Consider the following 25122-nt stretch of genomic DNA (forward strand, 5'->3'; position numbering starts at 1 on the left):
AAAGCCCTTATCTTATCTCGAAATATTCCAATGAATTCATTCTCTTACTGATTTGTAAGCTCGGGGCATAATGGCAAAAACAAGCAAACTTTTTATGAACTTCATACGAAAAAATATCTATAACCCGCTATCGCTTGGGATTGCCCTTGTGGTCTTGGTAGGCATTCTTTTTGCAACGCTGTGGATTTTGGTTCCCCCACCCCCTCGATCCATTGAATTGGCTACCGGTTTTCAGACTGGCCTATATCAGCAGTTTGGGGAAAAGCTACAAAGCGAACTTACTCAAGAAGGTGTTTCGCTGAAGTTAAGGACTACAGGCGGTACAAGTGATAACTTAGCTTTAATCAATGATCCTAATTCCGGGGTTGATTTTGCGATGGTGCAGGGCGGGGTAGCTGACATCTCAAAATATCCTAACTTAGTATCTATCGCGGGAGTATTTTATGAGCCAGTCTGGGTTTGGTATCGAGAGTCCAGCTTTAAAAATGAGGCTGGCAAATTAGGCTTATTAAGTCAGTTAAAAGGTAAGCGTGTTTCGATCGGTAATGAGGGCAGCGGCACATTGAGCCTGGCTTCGCAATTACTTGAGGCAAGTGGATTAAGCATGAACGATGTTCATGCTGAAAAGCTGAAGCCACTTGAGGCTTTGGAGAAGTTTAAAAAAGGTGAATTAGACGCTGTATTTTTAGTGGTAGCTGCAGAGGCACCAATTATGAAAAGTTTTTATGAGGTTGCTGATATTCGCTTGATGAACTTTGAGCAGGCTGATGCTTATATACATCTTTTCCCATTTCTCTCAAAAGTGACGGTGCCCCGAGGAGTAGTGAGTATTGCTAATGATCTTCCTAGGCGTGATATACAAGTATTGGCAGCGACTGCTACCTTGGTAGGTAAGGATGATGTCAGTCCCGCGGTGGTAACTTTATTACTGGGTGCAACCTACGACGTACTCAAGTCATACTCATATTTACAAAAGCCAGGAGAATTTCCCTCGGGTTCTGGCTTAGATTTTCCAGTTCATATCGATGCAGAAATTTACTTAAAAGACGGACCATCTTTTTTACATCGTCATTTGCCTTTTTGGACAGCGGTATGGATTGGCCGTTTTGCGAAGATCGTGATTCCATTGCTAGTCATTTTGATTCCACTATTTACCTATATTCCAGCCATTAAGAATTTATCGTTACGACTGAAGTTATCCCAGGTATATGAGGAGCTGAAGGTAATTGAAAAAAATGCCCTCAATCCTGTCTTAAGAGAAAAGAACTACAAGGATCTTGAAAGCATTGAACGACGGGTTGGAAATATTAAGGTCTCCATGCTGGATGCCAAAGAGTTATATGATTTAAAAGGCCATGTTGGAGAAGTTCGCCACAGGTTAAGCTTGCTATCTTAGGGAAAAAGATGAAATATAAGAACATCATTGGATGGGGTATTCTGGTAGGCACATGGGTTTTTTCTGGAGGAGCACTTGCGCAAGCTTATCCTTCCAAGCCAATTACTGTAGTAGTGCCTCAGGCAGCAGGTGGAACGAATGATATTGTTGCGCGATCAATTGCACCTGCGCTTGGCGAAGCTCTTGGAACCTCAATCACTGTTGAAAATAGACCTGGTGCCGGAGGAAATATTGGTACGCAGAGTGTGGCACGGGCAGCTAAGGACGGCTATACATTGCTAATGACTATTAATAGTGCTCAAGCAATTAATCCCTCACTGTATAAAAATCCTGGATTTGATCCGGTCAATGATTTTGTTCCGCTATATTATGTTGGCGCAACACCTTATGTTTTGGTATCTCCACCGGGATCGCCTTATAAAACCTTAGCGGACGTGGTTAGTGCTGCAAAGAAACGTCCCGGTGAACTGTCTTACGCCTCCGCTGGTAATGGAACGATAAGTCATTTGTTGGGCGCAATGCTAAATACTAGTGCTGGTATAGAGATGCAACATATTCCCTATAAAGGCGTTGCACCTGCCATCAACGATGTGCTGGGTGGGCAAGTTCCATTGGCCTTTGCAAGTCTACCCTCTGCCCTAAATTACATTAAAGCGGGCAAATTACAGGCAATTGCTATTAGCTCTGCTAAGCGCTCAAGTGCGGCCCCAGAAATTCCGACGATTGCTGAGACCTATCCAGATTGCGTTGGTGAAGTTTGGGTTGCTCTTTTTGCCCCAAGTGATGTGAATTCAGAAGCTACAAAAAAAATACAACTTGCGATGGGTAGGGTGCTTGCACGTACCGATGTGCGTGAGAAGCTGATTGCGCAGGGGTTGGATCTCAGTCCTATCGCTCCAGCAAAGCTTAGTACTCTGCTTAAAGAGGAAATGGTGAAATGGGCGAAAATAGTCAAGGCATCTGGTGCGCAGTTAGACTAGACCACGATTAATTTCAGTACCGTTTAAAGCCAAAACCAATATGACTCTCTCACCTACGCTTACGCCTATCAGCGCATTGACACAAACTCTGTCAACCCATGATTTTGCTATCGTTTCCCCCGAGGATGTAGCGCAAATTGCTGGTGTACCTCTTCAGCAGATGTTGGGCCTCAATCAGTTCTGGGATGACTTACCAAGAGATCCTTATTTAAAGGATGGGGGACGTTACCGCTTTCGACGTCATGCGAGTTATGAGATTAAGGGTAATGAACTGACGATGGTTCCTCATCGGGCCCACTGGCAATCAGTCGATTACAACGCCTTACATGGCGGTATTGAGCGGTGGTTTGAGCCTTCACAGACGGAGTTGACTGGTAACTCTGCTTGGCAGTCTCTTTTAGTGGGTTTGGCTCGCGTATTAAATAGTGTCAAGCCTGTAAATACCTGGTTTGTTGAGGCGCATCAATTTCGGATTGATACAACGGATGGAATTGGTCGTCCAACTCCTGAGGGTGCTCATCGTGATGGTGTAGATTTTGTGGCCGTCTTTTTGCTTAATCGCGTGAGTGTCAAGGGTGGTGAGACTCGTATTTTTGAATCTGGGGGTTCTGCTGGTTTGAGATTTACTCTAACCGAGCCTTGGTCTTTATTACTCCTGAATGATGCAAAAATGATTCATGAATCTACCCCGATACAGCCAATCGGGCCTCATGGCTATAGAGATACTTTAGTTCTAACCTTCCGCTCGAATAGCTTTCAGGATTCACCTAATCTCAGTCAGCAGTGAGTCTGCTTGGAATTTATAGGTGAGTAAATAGTCTTTCTTTTGGTAAGCTCCTATGCGCTTTAAACCCAGTGGCTACACACCCCTCATGCTGATAGCGCAAACTTGCGCTCTACTAGGTTTTGCTTGTTATGCCGTAGTGTTAACGACTTTGCAGGAAGATTGGCAGCTCAGTAATTTACAGTCTGGATTAATTGCGAGTGCTTTTTTCTTTGGCTATATGTTGATGGTTCCTCTGGCAACGGCACTGACCGACCGTGTCGACGCGAAAAAGGTGTATCTGGTAGGCGGTCTTTTGGCTACTTGTGGTTTGCTTGGTATGGGCCTCTTGGCCCATAACTTTTGGACTGCCATGATATTGATGGCAATCAATGGAGCGGGATTGGCTGGCACCTATATGCCCGGTTTGAAAATTTTGTCTGATCGGATTAAAACGGGTGAGCTCACCAGGCATATCGCCTTTTACACTGCCTTTTTTGGAATTGGTACCGGCTTTTCTTATTTATGCTCTGGGTGGATATTGGATGCGTTCGGTTGGCGCTATGTATTTGGATTGATCGCCTTGGGCCCGTTTACTGCAATGTTGATCGTGCTCCTTTTTATTCCTGCACTCACTCATGAAAAATGGCATGGCCCGGTTCGCATCCGCTTGCACGATATTTTTCCAGTGGATAAATGGCGCTTGGTCTTACAGGATAAAACAGCCTCGGGATTTATTTTTGGCTATACCGCCCACACCATTGAGTTGTTTGCATCCCGTAGTTGGATAGTAGCCTTTTTTGGCTTTTGCGCTATTGTTTCAGGTGAGGTATTTTTATTGACCGCTACAACACTTGCTGGTGTGATTAATTTTTTTGGTGTTCCCTCATCCATTTTGGGAAATGAGATCGCTTTAAAAATAGGCCGTCAGAAATGGATCTTTTTTGTCATGCTAGCAAGTGCAGTATTCGGGGTGGCGCTCGCCCTATCTACAGGACAGCCTTGGTGGTTCATTATTGCTTTGGCAGTAGGGCATACGATCTTCATCATGGCTGATTCTGCTACTTTAACTGCGGGTTTGGTGGTGAGCGCTCAAGAGAACATCAAAGGTGCTGCCATGGGCCTACATTCCCTCATGGGGTTTGGAGGGGGTTTGTTAGGCCCTGCTATTTTTGGCCTTGTCCTTGATCTGACGGGGTCACGAGCCTCTACGGTGTCTTGGGTCTGGGCTTATGCCGCTATTGTTATTTGGGGTGTTCTGTTTGTCATTTACGAGTATCGTAAAGGCTGGACTGGTAAATCTATCGCACGTCATTAAGGTTGCCTATTCATTAATGGCAGTGGTAATGCCATTCTGAAGATCTGAATAAATACAATCCGCTGGTAAGCGCTCAAGCAGTCCACCGCGTATCGCCATCTCATAGGGCTGATGCGCTAGTCCACAAATCATGAGTTTGATGCCTTTTGCTTTGCAGACCTGCTCGAGTTCAAGGATGGCATCCATGCCAGATACATCAATATAGATGACATTCTTAAGATCGAGTAATAAGGTGTTCGAAGGCAATTCGTTTTCAATGCTCTCCAGCATTTTGACTGCCCCAAAGAAAATGGCGCCATACATCCGAAATGCAGCAATCTTGCCTTGATGCTGAAGCAGGTCTGGGAAGTCGTTAGTATTTGCTGATTCATAACGTGACAGACTTGAGATGCGATAGACGAAAGTGATAAATGCTAATAGTAGGCCAACTTGTATCGCAACCGTGAGATCAAGTACGATCGTGAGAAAAAATACACTCAACATCGTGATACGATAGGGGAGACGAAATTGTTTGAGCTCAAGAAATTTTTTCCATTCACCCATATTCCAAGCAATAAACATGAGAATGGCAGCCAGGCTAGCTAAGGGAATATTTGTTGCGAGCGGAGCCCCAAATAAAATAATGACTAGCAATGTAATGGAGTGAACAATGCCGGCGACTGGTGTAGTTGCTCCGCTTTGTATATTAGTCACTGTTCTAGCAATAGCGCCGGTAGCCGGCATGCCGCCAAAAAATGGCGTTACCAGATTTGCAACACCTTGAGCCATCAACTCTTGATTAGAGTCATGGCGATCACGAATGAGTCCATCGGCAACCCTTGCACACAAGAGCGATTCAATTGCGCCAAGCAAGGCAAGAGTAATTGCGGGTGCAATAACAAATTGGGCGGTACTCCAGCTTACCGGGATCCATTCAAAGCTGGGTAAGCCCGATGGAATGCCGCCAAAGCGACTGCCAATAGTATCTACAGGAAGGTTCAATAAGCTAGTGAGTACAGTGGCTGCAGCCATCGCAATCACTGTTCCTGGAATATGTCTAAGATAAGTAAGTCTTTTTTGAAATGTTTTCCAAGCAATCAAGAGAATAAGACTGCCAATCGATAGCATTAAGGCCGCAGGATTAACGGTATCGGCAGCACGATATAGCGTTGCTAGTGTTTGAAAGAATTCAGCTGGCATCTTAGTAATTTGCAGGCCAAAAAATTCTTTAATTTGAGATAGAGCAATTAGCACGGCGATACCATTGGTAAAGCCAATAATGACTGCGACTGGAATAAATCGAATGAGAGTTCCGAGCTGAAAGATTCCCATGAGGAGTAGAAGTATCCCCGACATGGCAGTCGCCAGGAGTAGATTAGCAATGCCGTAGTGCTCAACAATGCCATAGACAATGACAATGAATGCGCCTGCGGGACCACCGATTTGTACTCGACTACCACCCAAGACTGAGATAAGCCCTCCCGCAATGATGGCCGTAAAAATACCTGCTTCAGGAGTGAGTCCGCTAGCAATGGCAAATGCCATTGCCAAAGGTAGTGCAACTATTCCAACCGTAATACCCGCCATTACATCTTTGCTAAAGAGCGCGCCGTTATAGCCCTTAAAAGAGTCGAGCAGCTTTAGATGAAAGAAATTCATCTACAGTAGGCCCTTACGCCATCCGACTGCCAACCCAGTAGGCAAGAGTGGCGGAGAATGCGGTAACTAAAGATCCCCAGGCAATATCTATAAATGCCAGTCGAACCGGAAAGTCACGAACGACTGCCAAATTCGTCAGGTCGTAAGTCATGTAGCAAAAGAAGCCAAACAGGGCGCCATATTGCGCTGCATAAATCCAGGACTGTTTGGAAATCGCTGGAATAACCACAAAAATTGCCGTGCCAAGTGCGTACAACAGATAAAAGCCTAATCCAGCCAGCAACTTGGGCTCGGTGGCCATGAGCGATCCCATATCGTCACGGTAAAGATTCTTAGCAATACCAAGTAGCCAAATTAAATCTATTACGAGCAGAGAGATGAGAAACGAAAAATACACCGCTAAGTATTTGAGCATTGAAATCTCCTTTTTATGCCTTTACAAGTAGATAATTAGGATTATGATGGATTGAAGCATCTTGGTGTTTAATTTAATAGGAGTCAATATGTTCCAGCACTTATTAGTACCAGTTGATGGTTCGGATGTCAGTAAAAAGTCTCTCAAGAAAGTAGCTGAGCTTGCCAAGGCCGATAAAGCTGCTGTGACATTGGTGTACGTCTCCGATCCAATGCCGCCGATGGTGTATTCCGACAGCACAATGGGCTACGGCATCTCCCAAAAAGACCATAAGAAGGTCTGTGAGGCCTATGCTGCTGATGTCTTTAAAAAAGCGACGGTTGCCTTGGGTTCAGGCATTAAATCAAACACCTTACATATTGGTAACAGTAATTTAGCTGAAGGTATTTTGGATGGCGCCAAGAAGGCGAAGGCAGATGTGATTGTTATGGCTTCACACAAGCGTACTGGTATCAAAGGTATTTTATTGGGTAGCGAAGCGCATGAGGTGATTTTGCATTCGAAGTTGCCAGTATTAATTCTAGGCTAAATAAAATAGTATCAAACAATAAAGGAGTCCTATGGACCTCTTTATTGTTTCTTTATTGCTATCAGACGCTCCACTATATTTTCAGTTACCCCTAACTACTCTCAGTTATTTGGGGGCGTGCCCAGCAATAAAATCTCTCTGGTGAGTAACCCGCTGTCGCTATTGCGCATGTTCCACAAATCCAATTGTGTTTTTGAGCTGTAGGGATCGATGTAGACACCATCTTTTCTTAATTCAAAATGTAGGTGTGGACCTGTCGAGCGTCCGGTCGAGCCAACATAGCCAATCTCTAATCCACGTCTTATCTCGTTACCCACTTCTAGTTCTACGTTGTAGTTGCTTAAATGAGCGTAGTAGGTGCGGTAATTCCCAGGGTGCTCCAGAATGATCAGATTTCCAAAGGCGCCACTGTAGCCGAGATGGACTACTTTGCCGGTAGCAACACTAAAGATAGGTGTTCCGATAGGGGCTGCGTAATCAATGCCCATATGGGCTCGATAGCGTTGTTTGGTTGCTGCAGCGGGTGTAGCCGCTTTTTTTGCGGGCGCTATTTTTTTACTTGAAGCTCGCACGCTGCCTACCCCTCGTGAGATGCGTCGATAACTGAGGGGGTTGGTCCAGAAGGTGCGCTCAATGGATTCTCCGGTACTGGTATAGAAGCCTCCCGGAATGTCATTGCGCTCAACCCAAAATGCGCTGGAAAATACTTCCTTAGATGCGGGATCAATAATTTCTGCTGCCCAAATTTGTGCCCAACGCTCTTTGTCACCAAAATCAACAATCAGGCGAACAATGCTATTCGTATTTTCAAGGGCATTATTTTCTTCCGGATAAATTTGTTTAATCACGGAATTTAATTCCCAAATTAACTCTACCGGTAATTTATCTCCTACCTTTTTAGGGTCATATAACACATCACTGAGCTTTAGCTGTACTTCAGTAAAACGCTTGGATTCGTCTTTTAAGTAGTCTTGCTGAAGGAGGAAGCTACCTGCAGCCGAAGGAGTAAATGTCCAAACCTCTGTCTTGGCATCCTGTAAGGGACCATTCATTATGCTCAGTGATTCAAAGCGATTGCGACTGCCTAGGGCTAAGGCGAACGGAATACAGCTACCACGCATACGTTCAAAAAAGCCTTTCGTCTGGGCTCTGAAAAAGTCGCTGAAATTACGATCTTCTAAGCCGATATTAGCCGGTAGATTTTCTTCATTGAAACTACGACGGATGCAACCTCGTTGAACGCGGTAGTCGAGATTTTCTCCGCTGTCATTGGTATGTTCGCCATCGAGCCTTTTGAAAAGATTGGGATCAAGGCTCAGATTCTTTGAGGCTTTATTGATTAAGCTGTCTTTAAACTTAATGCCAGACTGATTGCTGCTTGTAGCAGTAGTCTTTTGTTTGACCTTTGGCGTCTTATTCGTTTTATTAATTTGACTAGCTTGTTGCGCTTGTGTGTTTGAGGTGAAAGAAAGCACTGTTAATACCATTAGCGTAATCAGGGAGAGCCCAATTAATTGCTTGGCTTTATTCAGCCAGTAAGGCTGTTGGCTTGATTTTTTCTTCACAGCCCAATTATCCAATATTGTTGCCGGGTAATTCGATATTTATGTTGTAACGCAGCAATGTTCTATTGAAGTGGGTCAAGAAAAGTGACAAAAGTTCTAGATACAATCATTTTTTGAGTTAAGGAGGTCATATGCCCATAATTGAATCAGTATCCGTCGCAGCAGTCGCAGTTCCTTTAGACAAGGTCACCTCTTTTTCTACTCGCACCGTTTCAGAGCGACACTATTGCTTAGTAAAGGTACGCGGCAAAGATGGTAATGAGGGTGTTGGTTTCTGCTATGTTGGGAGTGCTGGCGGAGACATCGCCAAAATCGCTGTAGAGCAATTACTCGCACCAAAACTCATTGGTCAAAATAGCCACCGCAGCGAAGGTTTGTGGATGGAGATGTATAACGAGTCAATTCTGCAGGGGCGTGCAGGTGCGGTCATGCGCGGAATTTCGATTTTGGATACGGCGCTTTGGGATTTAAATGCCCGTGCCGCTAATTTACCACTGCATCAATACTTGGGATCGGTTGTGGATGATCGCGTTCCAGCCTATGCCAGTGGTGGCTACTATCTAGATGGAAAAACACCTGCTAAGTTAGGTAAGGAGATGGAGTCTTACGTTAAACAGGGCTTTAAGGCCGTCAAAATGAAAGTAGGACGTCTCTCGCCAAGAGAGGAAGAGGCACGCGTCAAGGCTGCCCGTAAGGCGGTAGGCGAGGATGTTTTGCTAACGTTAGATGCAAACAATGCTTGGCGGGATTTACCTACTGCTCTGGAATACATTCGTCGCTTTGAGGCCTACAACCCTTATTGGATTGAGGAGCCTTTTTCTCCAGACGCTATTGATTTGCATGCAGCATTAGCTCGCCAAACCAAAATCAATGTGGCGACTGGTGAGATGGAGGCGGGGCGCTGGCGTTTTAGGGAGTTAATCGATGCTGGCGGCGCAGCCATTCTGCAATCAGATGCAGCAGTATGCGGCGGCATAACAGAATGGCGCCGCATCTCAGCTTATGCAGACCTAAAGGGTGTGATTGTTTGTCCGCACTGGATGCACGACTTACATGCTCCTCTGGTAGCCGCCACTCCGAATGCCCGTTTTGTCGAGTTTTTCTTAGATGATCAGGTCTTGAACTTCCGCAGATTGATTAACAAGCAGCTCACCTTCAAGAATGGTGATTTAATCTTGCATCAAACTCCAGGTTTAGGCTTTGAATTTGATGAGGCAGCGATTAAGAAATATGCAGGTAAGGCAGCTTGGACAAAAATTGTCTAGAGGATTCATTTAATGACTGAGTAGCTTCTAGTGAAAAATAATCCCGCTCATGTGCGGGATTATTTTTTTTGGTTCGTTTGCCTTACTGCTTTAACAGTAGTGCCTCAACAGCACTTAACTGGATCGAGGATGTAATTTGAAGTGGGTAATGGATTGGGTGATCAGCACTAAACCAAAGCCAACAAACCCAATCAGATCTGCCTCAGTCGATGGGTAGGCAAGTGCAACACCTGCGATCACCATAATGACGCGCTCAAAGGTTTTTGTTTTCTCAATAAACCAACCTTGAAGACCGCCAGCTAAGCAGATAATGCCAATCACCGCTGTAAATGAAACCCAAGCAATTTGCATCCAATCAGCATTCTCTAGAGCGGTTGTTGAGCCCATCAAGAGTAGGCTAACGCCCGACTTATCGAGCACAAACATGAAGGGCACCAAAATGGCAGGAGCTACGTACTTCCAAGTTTGTAAGGTTGTTTTATAGGGATTGCCTTTACAAATCGCCGCTGCCGCAAAAGGGGAGAGGGCTGTTGGAGGGGACACCTCTGAGAGTACGGCGTAATAAAAGATGAACATATGGGCGGCAAATTCTGGCACACCGAGGTTAATCAGGGCAGGCGCTGCGATCACGGCACAGATGATGTAGGAGGCGGTGACAGGAACCGCAAGACCGACTACCCAGACTACCAATCCGGTAAAAATCGCCGTGAGTAATAGTGAGCCACCCGCATATTGAATCACGATAGAACTGAACTTCAAGCCCAGGCCAGTCAAGGTCACTGTGCCTACGATTAGCCCTGCACCGGCACAGGTGACGGCAATCGCCAGTACGCCAGTAGATCCGGATGCAAGGGCTTTAGTGAGATTGGAGTTATAGAGGCCTGAAAATATTTTCTCTTTGCCTTGGAACCATTCCCAGGGAATGATGGCAGTATCACGGCGTAGCATGCTGGACAGCGCTGACACCACAGTTGCCCAGAACACTGACATCACTGGCGAGAAACCAAATAGCATAAATACGACGATCGAAATCAGGGAGAAGAAATGGAACCAATATTTTTTAGTGAGTTGCCAAGCACTTTCGGCAGCCTTGAATTGGATATTCTTCATGCCATATTTGCGCACGTCGATTTCTACCATGACCAGTAAGCCAAGGTAAAACAGAATCGTTGGGATCGTTGCCATCAGCAACACATCTAAGTAAGAAATCTTCAGGAAGTCAGCAATCAAGAATGCTGCTGCACCTAGAACGGGAGGAGAGATGATGGCGCCTAAACCACCAGCCGCCAATAAACCACCAGCCGCATTTTTCTCGTAACCCACTTTTTCAAGCATCGGCGCTGCTACAGAGCCGACAGTGACCGTAGTGGCGACACCAGACCCTGAAGGACCACCCAATAAAAACGAGGAGAGCACAATGGTTCTGCCAACACCAGAGGATTTACCGCCCATGGCGGCAAAAGAGAAGTCGATAAAGAATTTACCTGCCCCAGTGAATTGTAGAAAGGCACCAAAAATAGTAAAGAGAATGATCAGGGTTGCTGAAACATCCACCGCCGTGCCATAAATGCCCTCAAGGGTCATGTACATATAGCCCACTAAGCGGTCGAGACCATAGCCTTTGTGCGTCCATGGTGCTGGCAAATAGTTACCAAACAGGGCGTATAGCAAGAATAAAGCGGTTACGACAACTAAGACCATGCCATTAGTTCTGCGAACACTTTCTAAAATCAAGGCAATGAGGAAGACGCCAACCATCACATCGGTTGAATTTGGGGCAGTATTGCGATCAAACAGATCATCCCCACCGCTCAAGATGTAATAGGCAACAGCGACAGATCCTATTGCAAACAAGATATCCCACCACATCAAGCGGTTTTTAAACCGGGCTGCAATTGGAAAGCTGAGGAAAACTAAGAACAGTACTAAGGCGACGTGGATTACACGTAGCTGCTGGGTTGGAACAATGGAGTACGCGGCATATAGGTGAAAGAGTGACATGCCAACAGCCACTAGGGTAATAAACTTCGCCAGGAGACCTTTGTAGTCATTGGAGTCGCCCTCTTCTTGCTTAATGAAGGCATCTAATTTTTCTTGAGTTTCGTTGTCAATTACCGCTTGCGTCATGTCACTGCCTATGGTTATTTACTGCTGTAAATAAAAACTCAGGAGTGCTTTGCAGGCACCCCTGTTGTTGCTATTAATTTACTTTAATATTTTTTTCTTTGAAATACTTCAGTGCACCCGGATGGTATGCGATCGGAGTGGACTTCTGCTTTTGATTCTCAAGGGTAACGTTGATGTATTCCTTGTGAGTGCGAACCAATTCCAATTTGTTATCAAATACTGCTTTGACAATCTTATAGGCTTCATCGTTCGGCATGTTCGCGTTCACCACTAGGATGTTCGCTACACCAGATACTTTGTTGTCTTTAGTCATACCGCTGTAGGTTTCTTTGGGGATATCAGTAGCAAAATAAAGATTGCCATACTTTTTATTCATGGCAGCGACTTCTGCGGCATTATCGATCATCACAATTTTCATGCCAGGACTATTAGCAAGATCAGTAACCGCAGCAGTTGGCAAGCCACCAACCCAAAAGAACGCATCGATTTTGCGATCCTTAACAGCATTAACGGATTCAGCAACGCTCAAGCGCTCGCGCTTCACATCTTTGTCTTTATCAAGGCCAGCGGCTTCTAGCAAGCGAAAAGCCATCACTTCAGTTGCGCTACCTGGGGCACCAGTGCTAATACGCTTACCTTTTAAGTCCTTCATAGACTTAATGCCAGTAGACTCTACAGTGACAACGTGCATCAGATTTGGATAGAGCACCAATAGCGTGCTGAGATCTATTTTCTTATTAACAAATTTACCTTCACCGTCTTTCGCGTCTTTGGCAGCATCGGCCATAGAAAAGCCAACATAAGGCTTGCCTGTACCGATGAGGTTGAGGTTGTCCACAGAACCGCCAGTTACTTCAGCGGTAGCAGACATTCCAGGTACTTTGTTAGAGAGCACAGAGGCAAGTCCACCACCCATAGGGTAGTAAACGCCACCAGTACCGCCAGTTGCAATAGAAATGTTTTGCGCTTGTGCTGCGCCGAACATCATGGCGAACGATACGGCAATTATTTTGATTAGTTTCATTGAGTTATCTCCTCTGATGCGTCTATTAAATTAAAGGCCCGGCATACTAAAATTCATTTTTTGCAATTCACCTAATAACTTCGCTTGCTGATCTGCACTTAGCTGCATGAGTGGTGGCAGCACGCGCAACCACTCAGCATCTTTGCTGTAATGTGCAACAGCAGTTTTCATACCAGCAATCATTTGATATTGAGCAAAAACTGAGCGTACTTGATCTAGCGTAGCTTGGCGTTGATCTGCGTCAGATTCCCTCCAATGGGCGGCTAATTCTGCAATCGCCCTAGGGTTTACGTTAGCAGTAGCTGAGATACAGCCAACACCACCCGCACGGAGGGTGCGCATGAGGAACACTTCACTACCAGCGTAGACTCGGAAGCCTGAGGGCGCCAAGAGTTTAATTACGGACTCGGTATATGCCCAATCACCAGAGCTATCTTTTATACCAACCACAGTCTTTGAGTACTCTTTATGAAGTCGCTCCAATAAAGACAGGCTCAGATTAATTTTGGTCACTGGTGGGATGTTGTAGATGTAAATCTGTAATCCTGCATCACCCACTTTTTGGATTACTTCTGAGAAAAAGGCGAAGAGACCATCATCAGTCACATCTTTGTAGTAGAACGGTGGCAACATTAATACCCCGGCGCATTTGTATTGCAAGGCATGTTTAGTCATTTGCACAGTGCCATGAATAGAGGTTGTCCCAGTTCCAGGCATCATGTGCGCTGGGTTTAAACCACCCTCGATGAGAGTGCTTAATGTAGCCATCTTTTGTGAATTAGACATCGAGTTTGCTTCAGAATTCGTGCCATAGATAGCTTGGCCAACACCACTTGCTTCAAGCCACTGACATTGCTTTAGTAATTTTTGGGCATCTGGGCTGCCATCTTCCCTAAATGGAGTCAAGACAGGTGAAAGCACTGCAGGTAGCGTGGATGGGTGTTGGGAAATTGTCATGCTTACTCCGGTTTAATTGATAACTTCGGTCAGAAGTGGCTGTTGATTATAAAAAGCTTCTAGATTATCTATTGCTAAATTAGTCATTAATTGTCGCGTTTCGGTAGTTGCACTGCCAATATGCGGTGTTAGTAAGACATTATCAAGAATTAAGAACCCCGGGTTTGGATTTGGCTCATTTTCGAATACATCGAGCGCTGCACCAGCAATCTTTTTTTGCTGCAGTGCAACTAAAAGTGCGCCTTCATCTACGACGCTTCCTCGAGCAATATTGAGGAGGTAACCTGATGACCCTAGAGCATCTAAGACTTCAGCATTGACCATCTTGTCAGTCTCTGGAGTAGCAGGGCACGCGAGGATAAGAACATCAGATGCGTTTGCCAAGGACTTGAGATCGGGGTAATAGTCATAAGTAAGTGCTTTTGGGGATGGCCCCGTATAGGCGATTTTGACTTTAAAGGGTTCAAGGCGCTTTGCGAGGTCCTGTCCAATGCGACCCATTCCGGCAATTCCAACCCGTTTTCCTGCCAAAGTGCTTGTCACTGTGAATAAGCCTTTGGACCAAGCCTTATTCTGAACGAACGCATGAGCCTCAGGGATACGGCGAACCAGGCTAAACAGCATGCCTATCGCTAGTTCACAAACGGCATCATTGAGAACACCCGGAGTATTGCTGGCTTTAATCCCGCTTGCCTTTAGATAGTCCAGGGGGAGGTTGTCATAACCAACCCCACAAGTAGCGACCAGGCCTACAGAGGGCAGTTGCTCCAATAAACCTTGGGGTATTTGGGTGTTTGAGCGAGTAATGATGGCAGTGAAGCTTCCCTCAGGAGGCTTACTCTTGGGGTCTGGCATTTTGGTGGCGCTTAGTCGCTTATCAATCTCCATCTGCATGATGTCTGGAAATTGACCGACCTGCAGCACCGAATTGACTGGGATCATGAGTCTCTTACTTTTTTATTGGAATAATGGAAGCATTGTAAGAGGATTTGTAATCCGTATCTTGCCCCCTAAGGAGAAATCAGATGTTGTTTACCCCAGCAGAAACCAAAGTCGTCATCGTCGGTGGCGGTACTATGGGCGCCGATGTGGCAGCCGTATGCGCGCGGGGTGGCTGTGCAGTTCAAGTCGTAGAACCCACTACAGAACGCCTTGCGCTCCTGCCAGATTACTTTGCCAACACGATGATTGAACTGGGCTATGAACACCGCCTGCATTTGCTCACCACTGCTGGCTCCTTGGAAGAGGTCGACTGGTCGGAAGTGGATTTGGTGATTGAATGCGTGCCTGAGCGTTTGGACATTAAGCAAGCGTTATTTGCTAAGCTCGAGCAATATGCCAAACCAGAAGCAGTCTTAGCAAGTAATAGCACTAGCTTTCCGATTAGCGACATCGCAAGCGGTTTAAAAACACCGGCGCGCATGATTGGATTGCATTTCTTTATGCCTGCGCATTTGGTGCCTTGCGTAGAGGTAGTCTACGGAAAGAAGACATCGCCCATGGTGGGTGAAAGTCTCTCGCGCCTGATGACCGCCTGCGGGATGGTGCCAGTGACTGTGAAAAAAGATTTACCGGGTTTCTTGGCGAATCGTTTACAGCATGCTTTATCGCGCGAAGCTTTTGCTATGGTCGACGCCGGTATAGCTAGCTTGGAAGATATTGATAAGGCAGTTCGTTTTGGTTTTGGCTTTCGTTACATCGCAGCTGGGCCGATCATGCAGAGAGAGCACGCGGGGCTAGATGTGCATGGCGCTGGTGGAACGACGATTTATCCAACCCTGAATAATTCATCCGAGATTGCCAAATGCTTAAGCGAGCGTGTTGCTAGCGGTAAGCTCGGCATGAAAACCGGTGAAGGTTTTTATTCTTGGACTCCCGAGACAATAAAAGCAGAGCGGGAGCGCTATCAAGAAGCTCTTCGCGCTGGCTTAAAAATTATCCAAAAAGATATTCCAAAGATTCAATAAGCCAATCTTGAGTTAACTCAGCCAAACCTAATTTAAGTCAGATCCTTAAGATGGAGTTTTCGTAGTTGGGGAGCGAGTTGATACGTGAGTAGAACAACAGCAATCGTTGCAGCTCCACCAAACACAATGGACGGCACAAGCCCAATGAGGCTGGCAGCAATCCCTGACTCAAGCGCACCTAATTCATTGGAAGAGCCAATGAATATGCCATTGATGGCACTAATTCTGCCCCGCATTTGATCTGGAGTCGTGAGCTGCATGATGCTGCCGCGGATCACGACTGAGACTGAGTCGCAGCAACCTGAAATAAACAGAAAAAGAGCGCAAAGCCACAGATTGTTAGAGAGTCCAAAGGCAATAATCGCAAGGCCGAAGCCGCCTATCGATAAGAGTAAATATTTTCCAGAGTTTTCTAATAGGGGGCGACGTGCCAAATAAATGCCGATGATGACTGCACCAGCTGCAGGAGCCGCTCTTAAAATCCCCAGAGTTTCTGGACCCGCATTGAGTACTTCTTTAACAAACGCAGGCAAGATCGAGACAGCGCCACCGAAGAGTACGGCGAACATATCGAGCGCCATAATACTGATAATTAATTCATGCTTGCGCACATAGTGAAAGCCTTCTAAAAAGCTTTTTAGAAAATTAGGATTTAAAACTGCTGGTGTTTCCTGCTTGATCTGAATGAAGGTAATCCCATATAAACCAATGGCGGCACTAAACGCTGCTAAAGCATAGGTCCACTCTAGTCCGGCAAAGCCAATCATCAGGCCGCCAAGACCTGGACCCGTGACGACGCAGATCTGAAATGCAGAAGAGGCATAAGCCGTGTATTTGGTGAGTTGATCTCGGGGAATGATTTGACCAAAGATGGCTTGATAGGAGGGGCGTAATAGGGCGCGTGCCAAACCTAAAAAAGCCACTGCGGTATAAATTAAAGGTACTGGGGGAGCAAGCCAATTCAAAGCGATGGCCACCAAGAACAATCCCACGCCCACATGAAGTAAGCAGGCAATGGCCGCAATCAACTTACGAGAATGGTGATCTACTGCATGTCCCGCATATAGCGCTAGGATGAAATACGGAACAAGCTCTGCTAGCCCGATTAAGCCAAGCGAAATCACGCTGTTGGTGATCTCATATAAATGCCACCCTACGGCAACCATCATGATTTGGTAGCTCAGAGTCGCGCCGATACGGTAAAGCAAGAGGGTTCTAAAGGCTTGACTGGTTTTCATGAATTTGTCTCATTTTAAGGGCGTGAGTGATTTATCCTTATGGAATGAAAAAAATCATTCGCGTTTGGGATCTACCTATTCGTTTGTTCCATTGGCTTTTAGCCGTCTGTATTCTGATCAGCTTTATTACCGTCAAGATTGGCGGTAATGCTATGGAGATCCATGCGCGAGTGGGTTATTGCGTGCTAGCTTTAATTATTTTCAGGATTTGCTGGGGTCTGATGGGCTCTTACCATGCCCGTTTTATCAATTTTGTGCCCAGCCCCCAAAGTTTGTTTAGCTATGTATTGGGTAAATCTCAAGGGGGTATTGGACACAACCCTTTGGGCGCTTTATCTGTTATTGCCTTAATTTCCTCGGTTGGCGTGCAGGCGGTTACTGGTCTGTTTGCAAATGACGACATTTCCTTTGAAGGCCCCTTCGCAAAGTATGTTTCGAATAGTACGGTTTCTCTCTTGACTTCAATCCACCATTTCAATGAATACGTGCTCCTGATCTTGATCGCACTCCACCTCTGCGCCATCTTGTATTACTACAAATTTAAAGGTGAAGATTTGGTCAAGCCGATGATCGTGGGCGATAAAGAAATCGACCCAAGCAAGGAGGCGAAAAATCTGCCTGCTGACTTGGGTCTAGCCTCCAAGGATGGAGGTCTACAACGCGGCCTTGCTTTATTGCTGCTGAGCCTAATTGCAGCAGTTCTAGGTTACTTGATTACGGCCTAATTACTTTTTCTTGAAGTCATCATGGCAACCTTTGCAGGTCGCTCCTGTTGCACCAAAGGCTTTCTTAATAGCCTCTAAATCGCCAGACTGCGCAGCAGTATTGAGATTAACTGCAGCTAGTTGTAATTTTTCTGAAGCTGCTTTGAATTTAGCATTCTCTGACCAGACAGCTGGTAGTGCATTGCCACCCTCAGTGCCCGGACCAAATGCTTGCCATGGCAAGGTGGAGATCATTGCAACAACTGCTGCGTTCTTGGCCACATCATCTTTGTTAAAAGATGCTTCACCTTTAACTACTGCATTAATCTTTCCGAAAGAGTTAGCCATTACGGTAAACGCACTCTGACGATACTTGATTGCGTCTTCTGGTTTTTGGAATTGGGCAGAGGCTACGCCTGCACTTGCGAGTAATGTGGGTGCAAGAACGGTCAAAACAATGTGCTTGAGTTTCATTGGGACTCCAGTAGTTTTTGTGGATTAAGTAAGGGGTAAAACCATATTGGTGAGCATACACGCGAATAATGACTTTTGCAGGTTGGAAGTCCTCAGAAAATCATCCTCAAAGGGCTGGTGATCAGTAGGATAAGCCACTCAAAAAAGGCTATCAAGGGGGTCATCCAAAGGCTGCCAATAATGCCGGTAAATACCAAGCCGAGCACGATAAAAAAGCCCCAGGGCTCCAGTTTTCCGAGTGCGATGGATTGGCGAGCTGGCAATAGTCCTGCTAGGATCCGGCCCCCGTCTAGGGGAGGTAGAGGGAACAGGTTGAACACAAGCAGTCCTAGATTCCAGGTAATACCAGCTTGAGACATTGAGATTAAAAACTGTTCTTTAATGCCAAGTCCAACCAGCCCTATCAGCAGGGTGAGCCAAATCAAAGCCTGAATAAAATTAGACCCTGGCCCAGCTAAAGCTACCCAAATAGAGTCAATACGGGGGTTACGAAGGCGTCCAAAGTTGACGGGTACGGGTTTGGCGTAGCCCACTAAAAACGGGGATCCGGTCAAAATCAACAACAGGGGGATGAGGACCGTACCTACAGGGTCTATATGTTTAATGGGATTCAGGCTGACTCGACCCAGCATATAGGCTGTATTGTCACCCAATCTGCGGGCGGCGTAGCCATGGGCTGCCTCATGGATCGTAATAGCAAAAATCAAAGGAATCGCATTAATGGCTACAGCTTGGATAGAATAGTCAGTAATCATGGCAATATGATATCTATAGGAGCAAAAAAGTGACTGAAGACAAGAAACCTGAATCAAAAACCCCAGCTAAGCCGGTAGTTGCCAAACCTGTGGCCCGTCCCCCAGCCCCTAAGGGTCCATCAGGTCCTGGTGGAAGGCCTCAAGCGGGCTTTGGCGGTGGAAAAGCCATGATGCGTAAGGCCGGCCGCGGCCGATAGTGGATAATTACTCTATTGCAATGTATTCACTAAGGATTGACCATGAACGAATGGCATAAAGAGTCGAAAGAAGAAATTAATAAAAAGATCATCACCTTGACCGTGATGTTGGCTGGCGCCACCAGCCTGGCTATTTTATTTGCATTAGTTGCAGCTCATATTGGTTACGTATTTGGTTAATCGGTATCAATGACCAGCCATCGCCAACCTGCAGTATTTGCTGGCCATGGCAGTCCAATGTTCGCCATTGAGCCCAATCGTTACACGGCTGCTTGGGCAACACTCGGTAAATCGTTAAAACGACCCGACGCTATTTTAGTTATCTCGGCTCATTGGGTCACCCGTGGGGTTTGGGTGACTGCAATGACTAAGCCCAAAACAATTCATGACTTTGGCGGATTTCCGCAAGCCTTGTTCGATATTCAATATCCTGCACCAGGAAGTCCTGCGCTTGCGGATCGCGTAAAAGAATTGCTTGATGTTCCTGTAGTGCTTGAAGAGAACGAATGGGGCATTGACCATGGCGCTTGGTCTGTTCTGAAATACCTCTATCCGGATGCTGATGTCCCTGTGGTGCAACTCAGTTTGGACGGTTCCCTATCTGCGAGTGAGCATTATGAGTTGGCGAAAAAATTGCGCCCCTTACGTGACGAAAATATTTTGATTCTGGCCAGTGGCAATGTTGTCCATAATTTACGAACGATTCACTGGGAAGAGGGCGCGACACCCTATCCTTGGGCTAAAGAGTTCAATGATTTTTTTGTTTCTGAGATGAGTGCAAATCACTATGAGAATTTAGTGCATTGGGAACAAATGGGCAATTCCGCTCATTTATCCATCCCGACCCCTGAGCATTATTGGCCCGCCTTGTATACGCTTGCCCAGCAAGAGTTTGGGGAAGAACCCAGAGTGTTGGTTGATGGCTTAGAGATGGGTTCCATTAGTATGCTGACATTCTCAATTCAATAAATATCTATCTATGTGGCTATCTATTTTTGCAATTTTCTGTGGTGCTGGTCTCGGCGCATTATTGAGAGCGGGATTTAATCTTGCAACGGTCAACATTGTCTCAACACTCCCTCTCGGGACCTTCATCGCAAATATGGTGGGTGGATATATGGTGGGTATTGCTGTAGCATTTTTTGGCAATAATCCAAGTCTATCTCCCGAGTGGAGGTTGTTGGTAGTTACTGGTTTTCTAGGAGGCCTCACTACATTCTCTAGTTTTTCAGCTGAGGTGGTGGGATTTATGCAGCGTGGTGAAGTCACTTGGGCGCTGGGAACTGCACTCTTACATTTAGTCGGCTCCCTAGTCCTCACCTTCTTAGGTATTCTGACTTACCAGGCCCTTAAGTAAGCCCTTAAGTTAGCACTTTAGTTCAGATTACTCAGGCTTGATTATTCAGGTTTAATGTTTCCGGCTTTGACTACCGCACTCCATTTGGTAGCTTCAGATTTAATCAAGGCCGCGAAATCAGCTGGTGTGCCACCTCCAATTTCATTTCCTTGGGAAAGCATGAGCTCTCTGAGTTGGGGATCTTTGAGAGCCTCATTAGCTGCTTTATTGAGTTTCTCAATAATGGGCTTGGGTGTCCCCGCTGGCGCAATGAATCCCTGCCAATTTAGAACTTCAACTTTCGGGTAACCTAGCTCCGCAAAGCTAGGCACATTCGGGAAGAGGGGAGACCGCTTCTTACTAGTAATCGCAATGGGACGTAACTTATCTGCTCTAATGCTGGGGACAGCTGAGTACATCTGATCAAACATCATATCGACATTACCAGCCATTAAATCCGTTAGCGCTGCAGAGCCACTCTTATAAGGCACGTGAATCATTTGGATTCCGGTATTTTGCATAAAGAGTTCTGCTGAAAGTTGATGGCTGCCTCCAATACCACCCGAAGAAAAGGTGAGTGTGCCTGGCTTTGCCTTGGCTGCAGTCACAATATCTTGAATCGTTTTATATTGTGAATTCGGGTTTACTACCAACATCAATGGACCCTTTTCAATCAATATGATTGGGGCGAGATCCGTTTCTGGGTCATAACGTAGCGTGCCAAAGAGTGTTTTGTTCACTGCCAATGGCGCAAAATTTCCCATGCCAATGGTATAGCCATCTGGAGCAGCTCTGGCTACAAATTCTGTGCCAATATTACCGCCAGCACCTGGTTTGTTATCGACAATAATCGGTTGCTTTAGCAGCACGCTCATGCGGACCGCTAGTTGCCTACTCCGAGAATCAGCGCTACCACCGGCGCCATACGGCACGACTAAATTAATGGGTTTATTAGGGTAGGTCGTTTGTGCTTGCAGGGTTGGCACCGATACTAGCGCCAAGCCTATCATCGACCTGCTGAGAAGTGTAGAGAGTTTCATATGAATCCCATGGTTCCAAGGGCTGCGCCCAGTGCAATTAAGTATAAGGGGTGCCAGCGAGTAAACACTGTCAATCCAATGGTGAGTATCGTGAGTCCATAGGCAGCATAACTATGATTGATTTGCAATGCAATCTGCCAGGCTGAAGAAAGCACTAGGCCAATAGCCAATGCAGCTGCCGCATATTGGATCATCCTCTTTTTATGTTCGTCGGTCATGCTCAGAATCAGCCGTTGCAAAAAGTACACCAAAATGGAAGATGGCCAGGCAATCGCAAAAGTAGCGAGAAGAGCCCCAATGACACCTCCAACATGCCAGCCAATTAAGGTGACAGTCATGAAGTTTGGACCAGGAGCGGCCTGAGCAATGGCAAAGTAATCTGCAAACGTTTGCAGGTCAATCCAATGCTCTTGGTAGACAGATAAATTTAAGAGGCTAGGAAGTAGCGCATTAATACCACCAAAGGCAATCAGAGAAAAGGCTGAGAGCTTTAGAAATAAGCTGATCAGGATGCTCATCGTTTGCGCGCTTTTTGGTGGGCTAAAAACAAAGCAAGTGGGGAGATCATGAGCACTACCCAACCCAGATCCAGGTGAAAGTAGCTTGCAGCGATCACTGTAGCAACCACCACCAAAAGCATTGCGGGATATCGAAACTCATCGCGCATCATTTTGATACCAGTAGAGGCAATTAGGCCTACGCCAACTGCAGAGATGCCTCTGAGTAAGCCTTGCACGCTCTCTAAATTACTGTAATGTTGGTAAAGGACTGCGAGCAACATGACAATACAGATAGGTCCGAGTGTGAGACCAAGTGCTGCAGCAAAAGCTCCCTTGGCCCCGCAGAGACGAGAACCAATACATACAGCAAGATTCAGAATATTCGGCCCCGGAACAATTTGACATATCCCTAGAATGGCGCTGAATTCTTCAGAGCTGAGTACCTTATCTTGCTCTACTAAAGTACGGCGAGCCCAAGGGAGAACTCCACCAAAACCGGACATCCCAATTTTGCTAAAGCAAATAAATAACTCCGTTGGGGTGAGTGCTTTCAAAAGAATTAGATCTTAAAGGGGTGTGGTACAGGTTTTTGATCGAGCCACGCTTCTAAAGTTTGGGTAATACCTTTTGAGAAAGCTTCAAAAATAGGTTCTGCAATAAAGCCCAAATGAGGAGTGGTTAATAGATTCGGAGTATTGCGCAGTGGATCATCTTTTGGCAATGGTTCAATATCAAAGACATCAATTGCAGCTTGTCCAGGACAGCCCTTTTTAAGTGCAGCACTTAAATCTGTCATATTAATGAGCGCTGAACGGGAAGTGTTTACTAAAATAGAATCCGCTCGCATCAAAGCAAGTTGATCGGCGCTGATAATTCCCTTAGTGCCTGGTCCAGCTACTAAATGCATCGTCACTACTTTGGAAGTGCTGAGTAATTCATCAAGGCTAACGGATGTCGCATTTTCTGCGGCAGCGCGTTCGGGTGTCATGCGTGGACTCCAAGTCACCACCTCCATACCAAAAGCGTGACCAACTCTAGCAACTCGGCTACCAATTGCACCTAAACCCATGATGCCGAGCCGCTGACCAGAAAGCATTGGAAGTACGGAGAGCTCATCACGCCAGCCACCTGAGGCAATCAGTTTGTGCTCTTCAATTAAACGCTTGGATGCGCCCAAGATTAAAGCCCAAGTCAGTTCGGCAGTGGTTTCTTTAGATGGACCGCCGGGCGAACAAGCTATGGGGATATTTCGTGCGATCAATGCAGCTGCATCCAAGGTGCCATTACGCTCGCCTGTGAACATCAGGAACTTGAGCTTTGGCAATCTAGCGATCATGGCTTCATTAAATGGAGCCCGATCACGCACGATGGCAATGGCATCAGCATCTTTTACGGCTTCATACAAGGCCTCGTCACGAAGGGGCTCGTGGTGAAAGGTGAGGTTAGCGCGCTGTTCCAGATTCTCCCACTGGGAGAAACGACGCAGAGCACATTCGTAGTCACCTAAGATAACGATATTGGATTTTGTATTCATAGTCTTTTCTTTGGAGTGGGTTTAATCTGGCGTGCAAAGGCTCAAGATCTTCTTGAGGTCAGGCGCACTTCCGATACTCCACAAAGCAGAAATTAACTGGCGAGTTTTTTCTTTGCCAATGACTGGCTCAGTCAAGCCAATAAATTTCTGTTCTAAATTGCTATCGCTCATAGGGTTCTCGACAGATCCAATCGCATTTTGAATGAAGATATGAACCTCTTGGCCATCTTTCAGAATTGCCTTAACGTCAATAGATGCTTCGCTGATAGAGGTATCCGTTGTAGCGTTTACTTTGGCGCGCAAAGCAACGACATCAGGACGGTTCACAATCTCATCAGCATATTCACCTTCGCCAGCCTGACCAAAAATCAGACCAACGGCACAACCATGGTAGACACTAAACTTGCCTTCTAGGCCATCTTTGGGTGTTTTTTTACCGGTTAATTCAAGTACTAGCGGGTGAGCGCGTAATTCAATTCGCTCAACCTCTTCTGCCTTAACCCCTTGTGCACGTAATTGAGCACAAGCATCAATAGCTGGATGAATCACAATTCCGCAAGCAAATGGTTTATAGGTATTTAAGGAAATCTCAAATGATTTACCAAGCTCTCGATCAATTTCTGACCAATCACATTTGGTGGAGACGGTTTGCATATAGCCACGACCAGCTTCCAGGGCTTTAGAGCTAGCAGTAAAACCATGTTTAGCTAATAGCGCAGAGAGTTGTCCGGCGCGAGCTGCGCCTCCTGGGTGAAAGGGTTTGGTCATGGTACCAAATTGCTCGCGCATACCCACTGGCTGAGAAGCGGCAATACCTAAAGCCATGGTAGTTTTCTGCACATCAAGCCCCATGAGACGTGCGCAGGCTGCAGCAGAGCCTAGCATTCCGGTAGAGCCGGTAATATGCCAACCACGATGGTAGTGGTCGGGATACATCGCATTACCAACACGACATGCAACATCAATTCCTAAAACGAGTGAGTCAATAATTTGACGGCCAGTGACATTCGTATGTTCGCCTAAGGCGAGGATGGCGGAAGCTACGGGTCCCGCTGGGTGAATGACGGTCTTCAGATGAGTGTCATCAAAGTCAAAAGTGTGTGAGCTGATACCGTTAATGAGTGCTGCACCGCCCATATCAACTCGGTCCTTCCTGCCCAAAATGCTGGCTTGAGGTGCCGGCTGAAACTCGCGAATGGCAGCTAATGAGGATTCAACACTTTCATGGTTTGCTGCACCAATTGCACAGCCTAGCCAATTTAAAAACGTACGATGCGCCTCATGATCTACTTCCGGACTCCAACCTTGACTGGCATGTGAGGTAACAAACTCTGCCAGTATTTTAGTCACCGGTGGTGCATTCATATCCGCTGCTGCTTGTATCGCTTGTGACATAGTAT

At 46.2% G+C, this 25122-nt stretch carries 27 protein-coding genes; 12 read left to right on the forward strand and 15 right to left on the reverse strand.

Features of this window, described 5'->3' with window-relative positions; all coding sequences use genetic code 11:
* Positions 1 to 94: 94 nt before the first annotated feature.
* From ICN15_RS02540 to ICN15_RS02555, 4 genes are read left to right on the forward strand one after another with little or no spacing between them, the layout of a single operon-like run.
* On the forward strand, positions 95 to 1396 hold the full coding sequence (locus tag ICN15_RS02540) for a TAXI family TRAP transporter solute-binding subunit (protein WP_216201055.1): 1302 nt from the start codon (positions 95 to 97) through the stop codon (positions 1394 to 1396).
* A gap of 8 nt (positions 1397 to 1404) precedes the next feature.
* On the forward strand, positions 1405 to 2376 hold the full coding sequence (locus ICN15_RS02545) for a tripartite tricarboxylate transporter substrate binding protein (RefSeq protein WP_216201056.1): 972 nt from the start codon (positions 1405 to 1407) through the stop codon (positions 2374 to 2376).
* 40 nt (positions 2377 to 2416) lie between these two features.
* Entirely contained in the window at positions 2417 to 3163 is a 747-nt protein-coding gene (locus tag ICN15_RS02550; RefSeq protein ID WP_216201057.1) for a 2OG-Fe dioxygenase family protein, read from the forward strand.
* Between the two features lie 52 nt (positions 3164 to 3215).
* Complete coding sequence (locus tag ICN15_RS02555) at positions 3216 to 4457, forward strand: nitrate/nitrite transporter (protein WP_216201059.1); 1242 nt, start codon at positions 3216 to 3218, stop codon at positions 4455 to 4457.
* A 6-nt stretch (positions 4458 to 4463) separates the two neighbouring features.
* On the opposite strand, the gene ICN15_RS02560 is transcribed toward ICN15_RS02555, so the two are convergent.
* Positions 4464 to 6095, reverse strand: a complete 1632-nt coding sequence (locus ICN15_RS02560) for a SulP family inorganic anion transporter (RefSeq protein ID WP_216201061.1) — start codon at positions 6093 to 6095, stop codon at positions 4464 to 4466.
* A gap of 13 nt (positions 6096 to 6108) precedes the next feature.
* On the reverse strand, positions 6109 to 6510 hold the full coding sequence (locus tag ICN15_RS02565; protein WP_216201063.1) for a DUF2177 family protein: 402 nt from the start codon (positions 6508 to 6510) through the stop codon (positions 6109 to 6111).
* A gap of 88 nt (positions 6511 to 6598) precedes the next feature.
* Here ICN15_RS02565 and ICN15_RS02570 point away from each other — a divergent pair, with 88 nt between their 5' ends.
* Positions 6599 to 7039, forward strand: a complete 441-nt coding sequence (locus ICN15_RS02570; protein WP_216201064.1) for a universal stress protein — start codon at positions 6599 to 6601, stop codon at positions 7037 to 7039.
* 101 nt (positions 7040 to 7140) lie between these two features.
* On the opposite strand, the gene ICN15_RS02575 is transcribed toward ICN15_RS02570, so the two are convergent.
* Positions 7141 to 8604 carry a M23 family metallopeptidase gene (locus tag ICN15_RS02575; protein ID WP_370625385.1) on the reverse strand — a complete coding sequence of 488 codons (1464 nt, stop codon included), beginning with the start codon at positions 8602 to 8604 and terminating at the stop codon, positions 7141 to 7143.
* A 131-nt stretch (positions 8605 to 8735) separates the two neighbouring features.
* Between ICN15_RS02575 and ICN15_RS02580 the strand changes: the two genes are divergently transcribed.
* Positions 8736 to 9869, forward strand: a complete 1134-nt coding sequence (locus tag ICN15_RS02580) for a mandelate racemase/muconate lactonizing enzyme family protein (RefSeq protein ID WP_216201065.1) — start codon at positions 8736 to 8738, stop codon at positions 9867 to 9869.
* Between the two features lie 114 nt (positions 9870 to 9983).
* Here the strand turns inward: ICN15_RS02580 and ICN15_RS02585 are convergent, their stop codons facing one another.
* The 4 genes from ICN15_RS02585 to ICN15_RS02600 form a co-directional block, all read right to left on the reverse strand.
* Positions 9984 to 11996, reverse strand: a complete 2013-nt coding sequence (locus ICN15_RS02585; RefSeq protein WP_216201066.1) for a TRAP transporter fused permease subunit — start codon at positions 11994 to 11996, stop codon at positions 9984 to 9986.
* Positions 11997 to 12069: 73 nt separating this feature from the next.
* Positions 12070 to 13020 (reverse strand): TAXI family TRAP transporter solute-binding subunit, encoded by a 951-nt coding sequence (locus ICN15_RS02590; RefSeq protein ID WP_216201067.1) that lies wholly within the window; start codon positions 13018 to 13020, stop codon positions 12070 to 12072.
* Between the two features lie 30 nt (positions 13021 to 13050).
* Positions 13051 to 13977 carry a dihydrodipicolinate synthase family protein gene (locus ICN15_RS02595; protein WP_216201068.1) on the reverse strand — a complete coding sequence of 309 codons (927 nt, stop codon included), beginning with the start codon at positions 13975 to 13977 and terminating at the stop codon, positions 13051 to 13053.
* Positions 13978 to 13989: 12 nt separating this feature from the next.
* Entirely contained in the window at positions 13990 to 14919 is a 930-nt protein-coding gene (locus ICN15_RS02600) for a 2-hydroxyacid dehydrogenase (protein ID WP_216201069.1), read from the reverse strand.
* Positions 14920 to 15002: 83 nt separating this feature from the next.
* Between ICN15_RS02600 and ICN15_RS02605 the strand changes: the two genes are divergently transcribed.
* A complete protein-coding gene (locus ICN15_RS02605) occupies positions 15003 to 15944 on the forward strand; it encodes a 3-hydroxyacyl-CoA dehydrogenase family protein (RefSeq protein WP_216201070.1) in 942 nt (313 codons plus the stop codon).
* A 32-nt stretch (positions 15945 to 15976) separates the two neighbouring features.
* On the opposite strand, the gene ICN15_RS02610 is transcribed toward ICN15_RS02605, so the two are convergent.
* Positions 15977 to 17182, reverse strand: a complete 1206-nt coding sequence (locus tag ICN15_RS02610) for an MFS transporter (RefSeq protein WP_216201071.1) — start codon at positions 17180 to 17182, stop codon at positions 15977 to 15979.
* Between the two features lie 44 nt (positions 17183 to 17226).
* Here ICN15_RS02610 and ICN15_RS02615 point away from each other — a divergent pair, with 44 nt between their 5' ends.
* The gene (locus tag ICN15_RS02615) at positions 17227 to 17907 is read left to right on the forward strand and encodes a cytochrome b/b6 domain-containing protein (RefSeq protein ID WP_216201072.1); all 681 of its coding nucleotides are present in this window, start codon (positions 17227 to 17229) and stop codon (positions 17905 to 17907) included.
* Here ICN15_RS02615 and ICN15_RS02620 read toward each other — a convergent pair whose 3' ends face one another.
* Complete coding sequence (locus ICN15_RS02620) at positions 17908 to 18360, reverse strand: cytochrome c (RefSeq protein ID WP_216201073.1); 453 nt, start codon at positions 18358 to 18360, stop codon at positions 17908 to 17910. It abuts the gene before it with no gap.
* Between the two features lie 92 nt (positions 18361 to 18452).
* Complete coding sequence (locus ICN15_RS02625) at positions 18453 to 19115, reverse strand: site-2 protease family protein (RefSeq protein WP_216201074.1); 663 nt, start codon at positions 19113 to 19115, stop codon at positions 18453 to 18455.
* A gap of 29 nt (positions 19116 to 19144) precedes the next feature.
* Here ICN15_RS02625 and ICN15_RS02630 point away from each other — a divergent pair, with 29 nt between their 5' ends.
* Genes ICN15_RS02630 through crcB form a run of 4 tightly spaced genes read left to right on the forward strand, consistent with a single transcriptional unit; the run spans position 19145 to position 20669 of the window.
* Positions 19145 to 19312: a hypothetical protein gene (locus tag ICN15_RS02630; RefSeq protein ID WP_216201075.1), complete on the forward strand. Its 168-nt coding sequence runs from the start codon at positions 19145 to 19147 to the stop codon at positions 19310 to 19312.
* 42 nt (positions 19313 to 19354) lie between these two features.
* Complete coding sequence (locus ICN15_RS02635; RefSeq protein ID WP_216201076.1) at positions 19355 to 19492, forward strand: hypothetical protein; 138 nt, start codon at positions 19355 to 19357, stop codon at positions 19490 to 19492.
* A gap of 9 nt (positions 19493 to 19501) precedes the next feature.
* On the forward strand, positions 19502 to 20281 hold the full coding sequence (gene ygiD, locus ICN15_RS02640) for a 4,5-DOPA dioxygenase extradiol (RefSeq protein ID WP_216201077.1): 780 nt from the start codon (positions 19502 to 19504) through the stop codon (positions 20279 to 20281).
* 10 nt (positions 20282 to 20291) lie between these two features.
* Positions 20292 to 20669: a fluoride efflux transporter CrcB gene (gene crcB, locus ICN15_RS02645; protein WP_216201078.1), complete on the forward strand. Its 378-nt coding sequence runs from the start codon at positions 20292 to 20294 to the stop codon at positions 20667 to 20669.
* Positions 20670 to 20710: 41 nt separating this feature from the next.
* On the opposite strand, the gene ICN15_RS02650 is transcribed toward crcB, so the two are convergent.
* Genes ICN15_RS02650 through ICN15_RS02670 form a run of 5 tightly spaced genes read right to left on the reverse strand, consistent with a single transcriptional unit; the run spans position 20711 to position 25117 of the window.
* Positions 20711 to 21688: a tripartite tricarboxylate transporter substrate binding protein gene (locus tag ICN15_RS02650; RefSeq protein ID WP_216201079.1), complete on the reverse strand. Its 978-nt coding sequence runs from the start codon at positions 21686 to 21688 to the stop codon at positions 20711 to 20713.
* Positions 21685 to 22206 carry a chromate transporter gene (locus ICN15_RS02655; protein ID WP_216201080.1) on the reverse strand — a complete coding sequence of 174 codons (522 nt, stop codon included), beginning with the start codon at positions 22204 to 22206 and terminating at the stop codon, positions 21685 to 21687. Before ICN15_RS02655 ends, ICN15_RS02650 begins: the two co-directional genes overlap by 4 nt.
* The gene (locus ICN15_RS02660) at positions 22203 to 22742 is read right to left on the reverse strand and encodes a chromate transporter (RefSeq protein ID WP_216201081.1); all 540 of its coding nucleotides are present in this window, start codon (positions 22740 to 22742) and stop codon (positions 22203 to 22205) included. The genes ICN15_RS02655 and ICN15_RS02660 overlap by 4 nt, the downstream gene beginning before the upstream one ends.
* 5 nt (positions 22743 to 22747) lie before the next feature.
* Positions 22748 to 23722 carry a D-2-hydroxyacid dehydrogenase family protein gene (locus ICN15_RS02665; RefSeq protein WP_216201082.1) on the reverse strand — a complete coding sequence of 325 codons (975 nt, stop codon included), beginning with the start codon at positions 23720 to 23722 and terminating at the stop codon, positions 22748 to 22750.
* A 21-nt stretch (positions 23723 to 23743) separates the two neighbouring features.
* Complete coding sequence (locus tag ICN15_RS02670; RefSeq protein WP_216201083.1) at positions 23744 to 25117, reverse strand: MmgE/PrpD family protein; 1374 nt, start codon at positions 25115 to 25117, stop codon at positions 23744 to 23746.
* Positions 25118 to 25122: the final 5 nt, after the last annotated feature.

It is taken from the genome of Polynucleobacter sp. CS-Odin-A6 (genome assembly GCF_018882095.1).
Taxonomy (GTDB): Bacteria; Pseudomonadota; Gammaproteobacteria; order Burkholderiales; family Burkholderiaceae; genus Polynucleobacter.

Excerpts from the sequence above, each read along its gene's own strand:
- ICN15_RS02565 (WP_216201063.1), bottom strand. The coding sequence starts at position 6,510 with ATGCTCAAATACTTAGCGGTGTATTTTTCGTTTCTCATCTCTCTGCTC.
- ICN15_RS02605 (WP_216201070.1), top strand. The coding sequence starts at position 15,003 with ATGTTGTTTACCCCAGCAGAAACCAAAGTCGTCATCGTCGGTGGCGGT.
- ICN15_RS02555 (WP_216201059.1), top strand. The coding sequence starts at position 3,216 with ATGCGCTTTAAACCCAGTGGCTACACACCCCTCATGCTGATAGCGCAA.
- ICN15_RS02590 (WP_216201067.1), bottom strand. The coding sequence starts at position 13,020 with ATGAAACTAATCAAAATAATTGCCGTATCGTTCGCCATGATGTTCGGC.
- ICN15_RS02665 (WP_216201082.1), bottom strand. The coding sequence starts at position 23,722 with ATGAATACAAAATCCAATATCGTTATCTTAGGTGACTACGAATGTGCT.
- ICN15_RS02550 (WP_216201057.1), top strand. The coding sequence starts at position 2,417 with ATGACTCTCTCACCTACGCTTACGCCTATCAGCGCATTGACACAAACT.
- ICN15_RS02620 (WP_216201073.1), bottom strand. The coding sequence starts at position 18,360 with ATGAAACTCAAGCACATTGTTTTGACCGTTCTTGCACCCACATTACTC.
- ICN15_RS02545 (WP_216201056.1), top strand. The coding sequence starts at position 1,405 with ATGAAATATAAGAACATCATTGGATGGGGTATTCTGGTAGGCACATGG.
- ICN15_RS02650 (WP_216201079.1), bottom strand. The coding sequence starts at position 21,688 with ATGAAACTCTCTACACTTCTCAGCAGGTCGATGATAGGCTTGGCGCTA.
- ICN15_RS02670 (WP_216201083.1), bottom strand. The coding sequence starts at position 25,117 with ATGTCACAAGCGATACAAGCAGCAGCGGATATGAATGCACCACCGGTG.
- ICN15_RS02595 (WP_216201068.1), bottom strand. The coding sequence starts at position 13,977 with ATGACAATTTCCCAACACCCATCCACGCTACCTGCAGTGCTTTCACCT.
- ICN15_RS02610 (WP_216201071.1), bottom strand. The coding sequence starts at position 17,182 with ATGAAAACCAGTCAAGCCTTTAGAACCCTCTTGCTTTACCGTATCGGC.
- ICN15_RS02585 (WP_216201066.1), bottom strand. The coding sequence starts at position 11,996 with ATGACGCAAGCGGTAATTGACAACGAAACTCAAGAAAAATTAGATGCC.
- ICN15_RS02600 (WP_216201069.1), bottom strand. The coding sequence starts at position 14,919 with ATGATCCCAGTCAATTCGGTGCTGCAGGTCGGTCAATTTCCAGACATC.
- ICN15_RS02560 (WP_216201061.1), bottom strand. The coding sequence starts at position 6,095 with ATGAATTTCTTTCATCTAAAGCTGCTCGACTCTTTTAAGGGCTATAAC.
- ICN15_RS02580 (WP_216201065.1), top strand. The coding sequence starts at position 8,736 with ATGCCCATAATTGAATCAGTATCCGTCGCAGCAGTCGCAGTTCCTTTA.
- ICN15_RS02570 (WP_216201064.1), top strand. The coding sequence starts at position 6,599 with ATGTTCCAGCACTTATTAGTACCAGTTGATGGTTCGGATGTCAGTAAA.
- ICN15_RS02540 (WP_216201055.1), top strand. The coding sequence starts at position 95 with ATGAACTTCATACGAAAAAATATCTATAACCCGCTATCGCTTGGGATT.
- ICN15_RS02655 (WP_216201080.1), bottom strand. The coding sequence starts at position 22,206 with ATGAGCATCCTGATCAGCTTATTTCTAAAGCTCTCAGCCTTTTCTCTG.
- crcB (WP_216201078.1), top strand. The coding sequence starts at position 20,292 with ATGTGGCTATCTATTTTTGCAATTTTCTGTGGTGCTGGTCTCGGCGCA.
- ygiD (WP_216201077.1), top strand. The coding sequence starts at position 19,502 with ATGACCAGCCATCGCCAACCTGCAGTATTTGCTGGCCATGGCAGTCCA.
- ICN15_RS02615 (WP_216201072.1), top strand. The coding sequence starts at position 17,227 with ATGAAAAAAATCATTCGCGTTTGGGATCTACCTATTCGTTTGTTCCAT.
- ICN15_RS02635 (WP_216201076.1), top strand. The coding sequence starts at position 19,355 with ATGAACGAATGGCATAAAGAGTCGAAAGAAGAAATTAATAAAAAGATC.
- ICN15_RS02625 (WP_216201074.1), bottom strand. The coding sequence starts at position 19,115 with ATGATTACTGACTATTCTATCCAAGCTGTAGCCATTAATGCGATTCCT.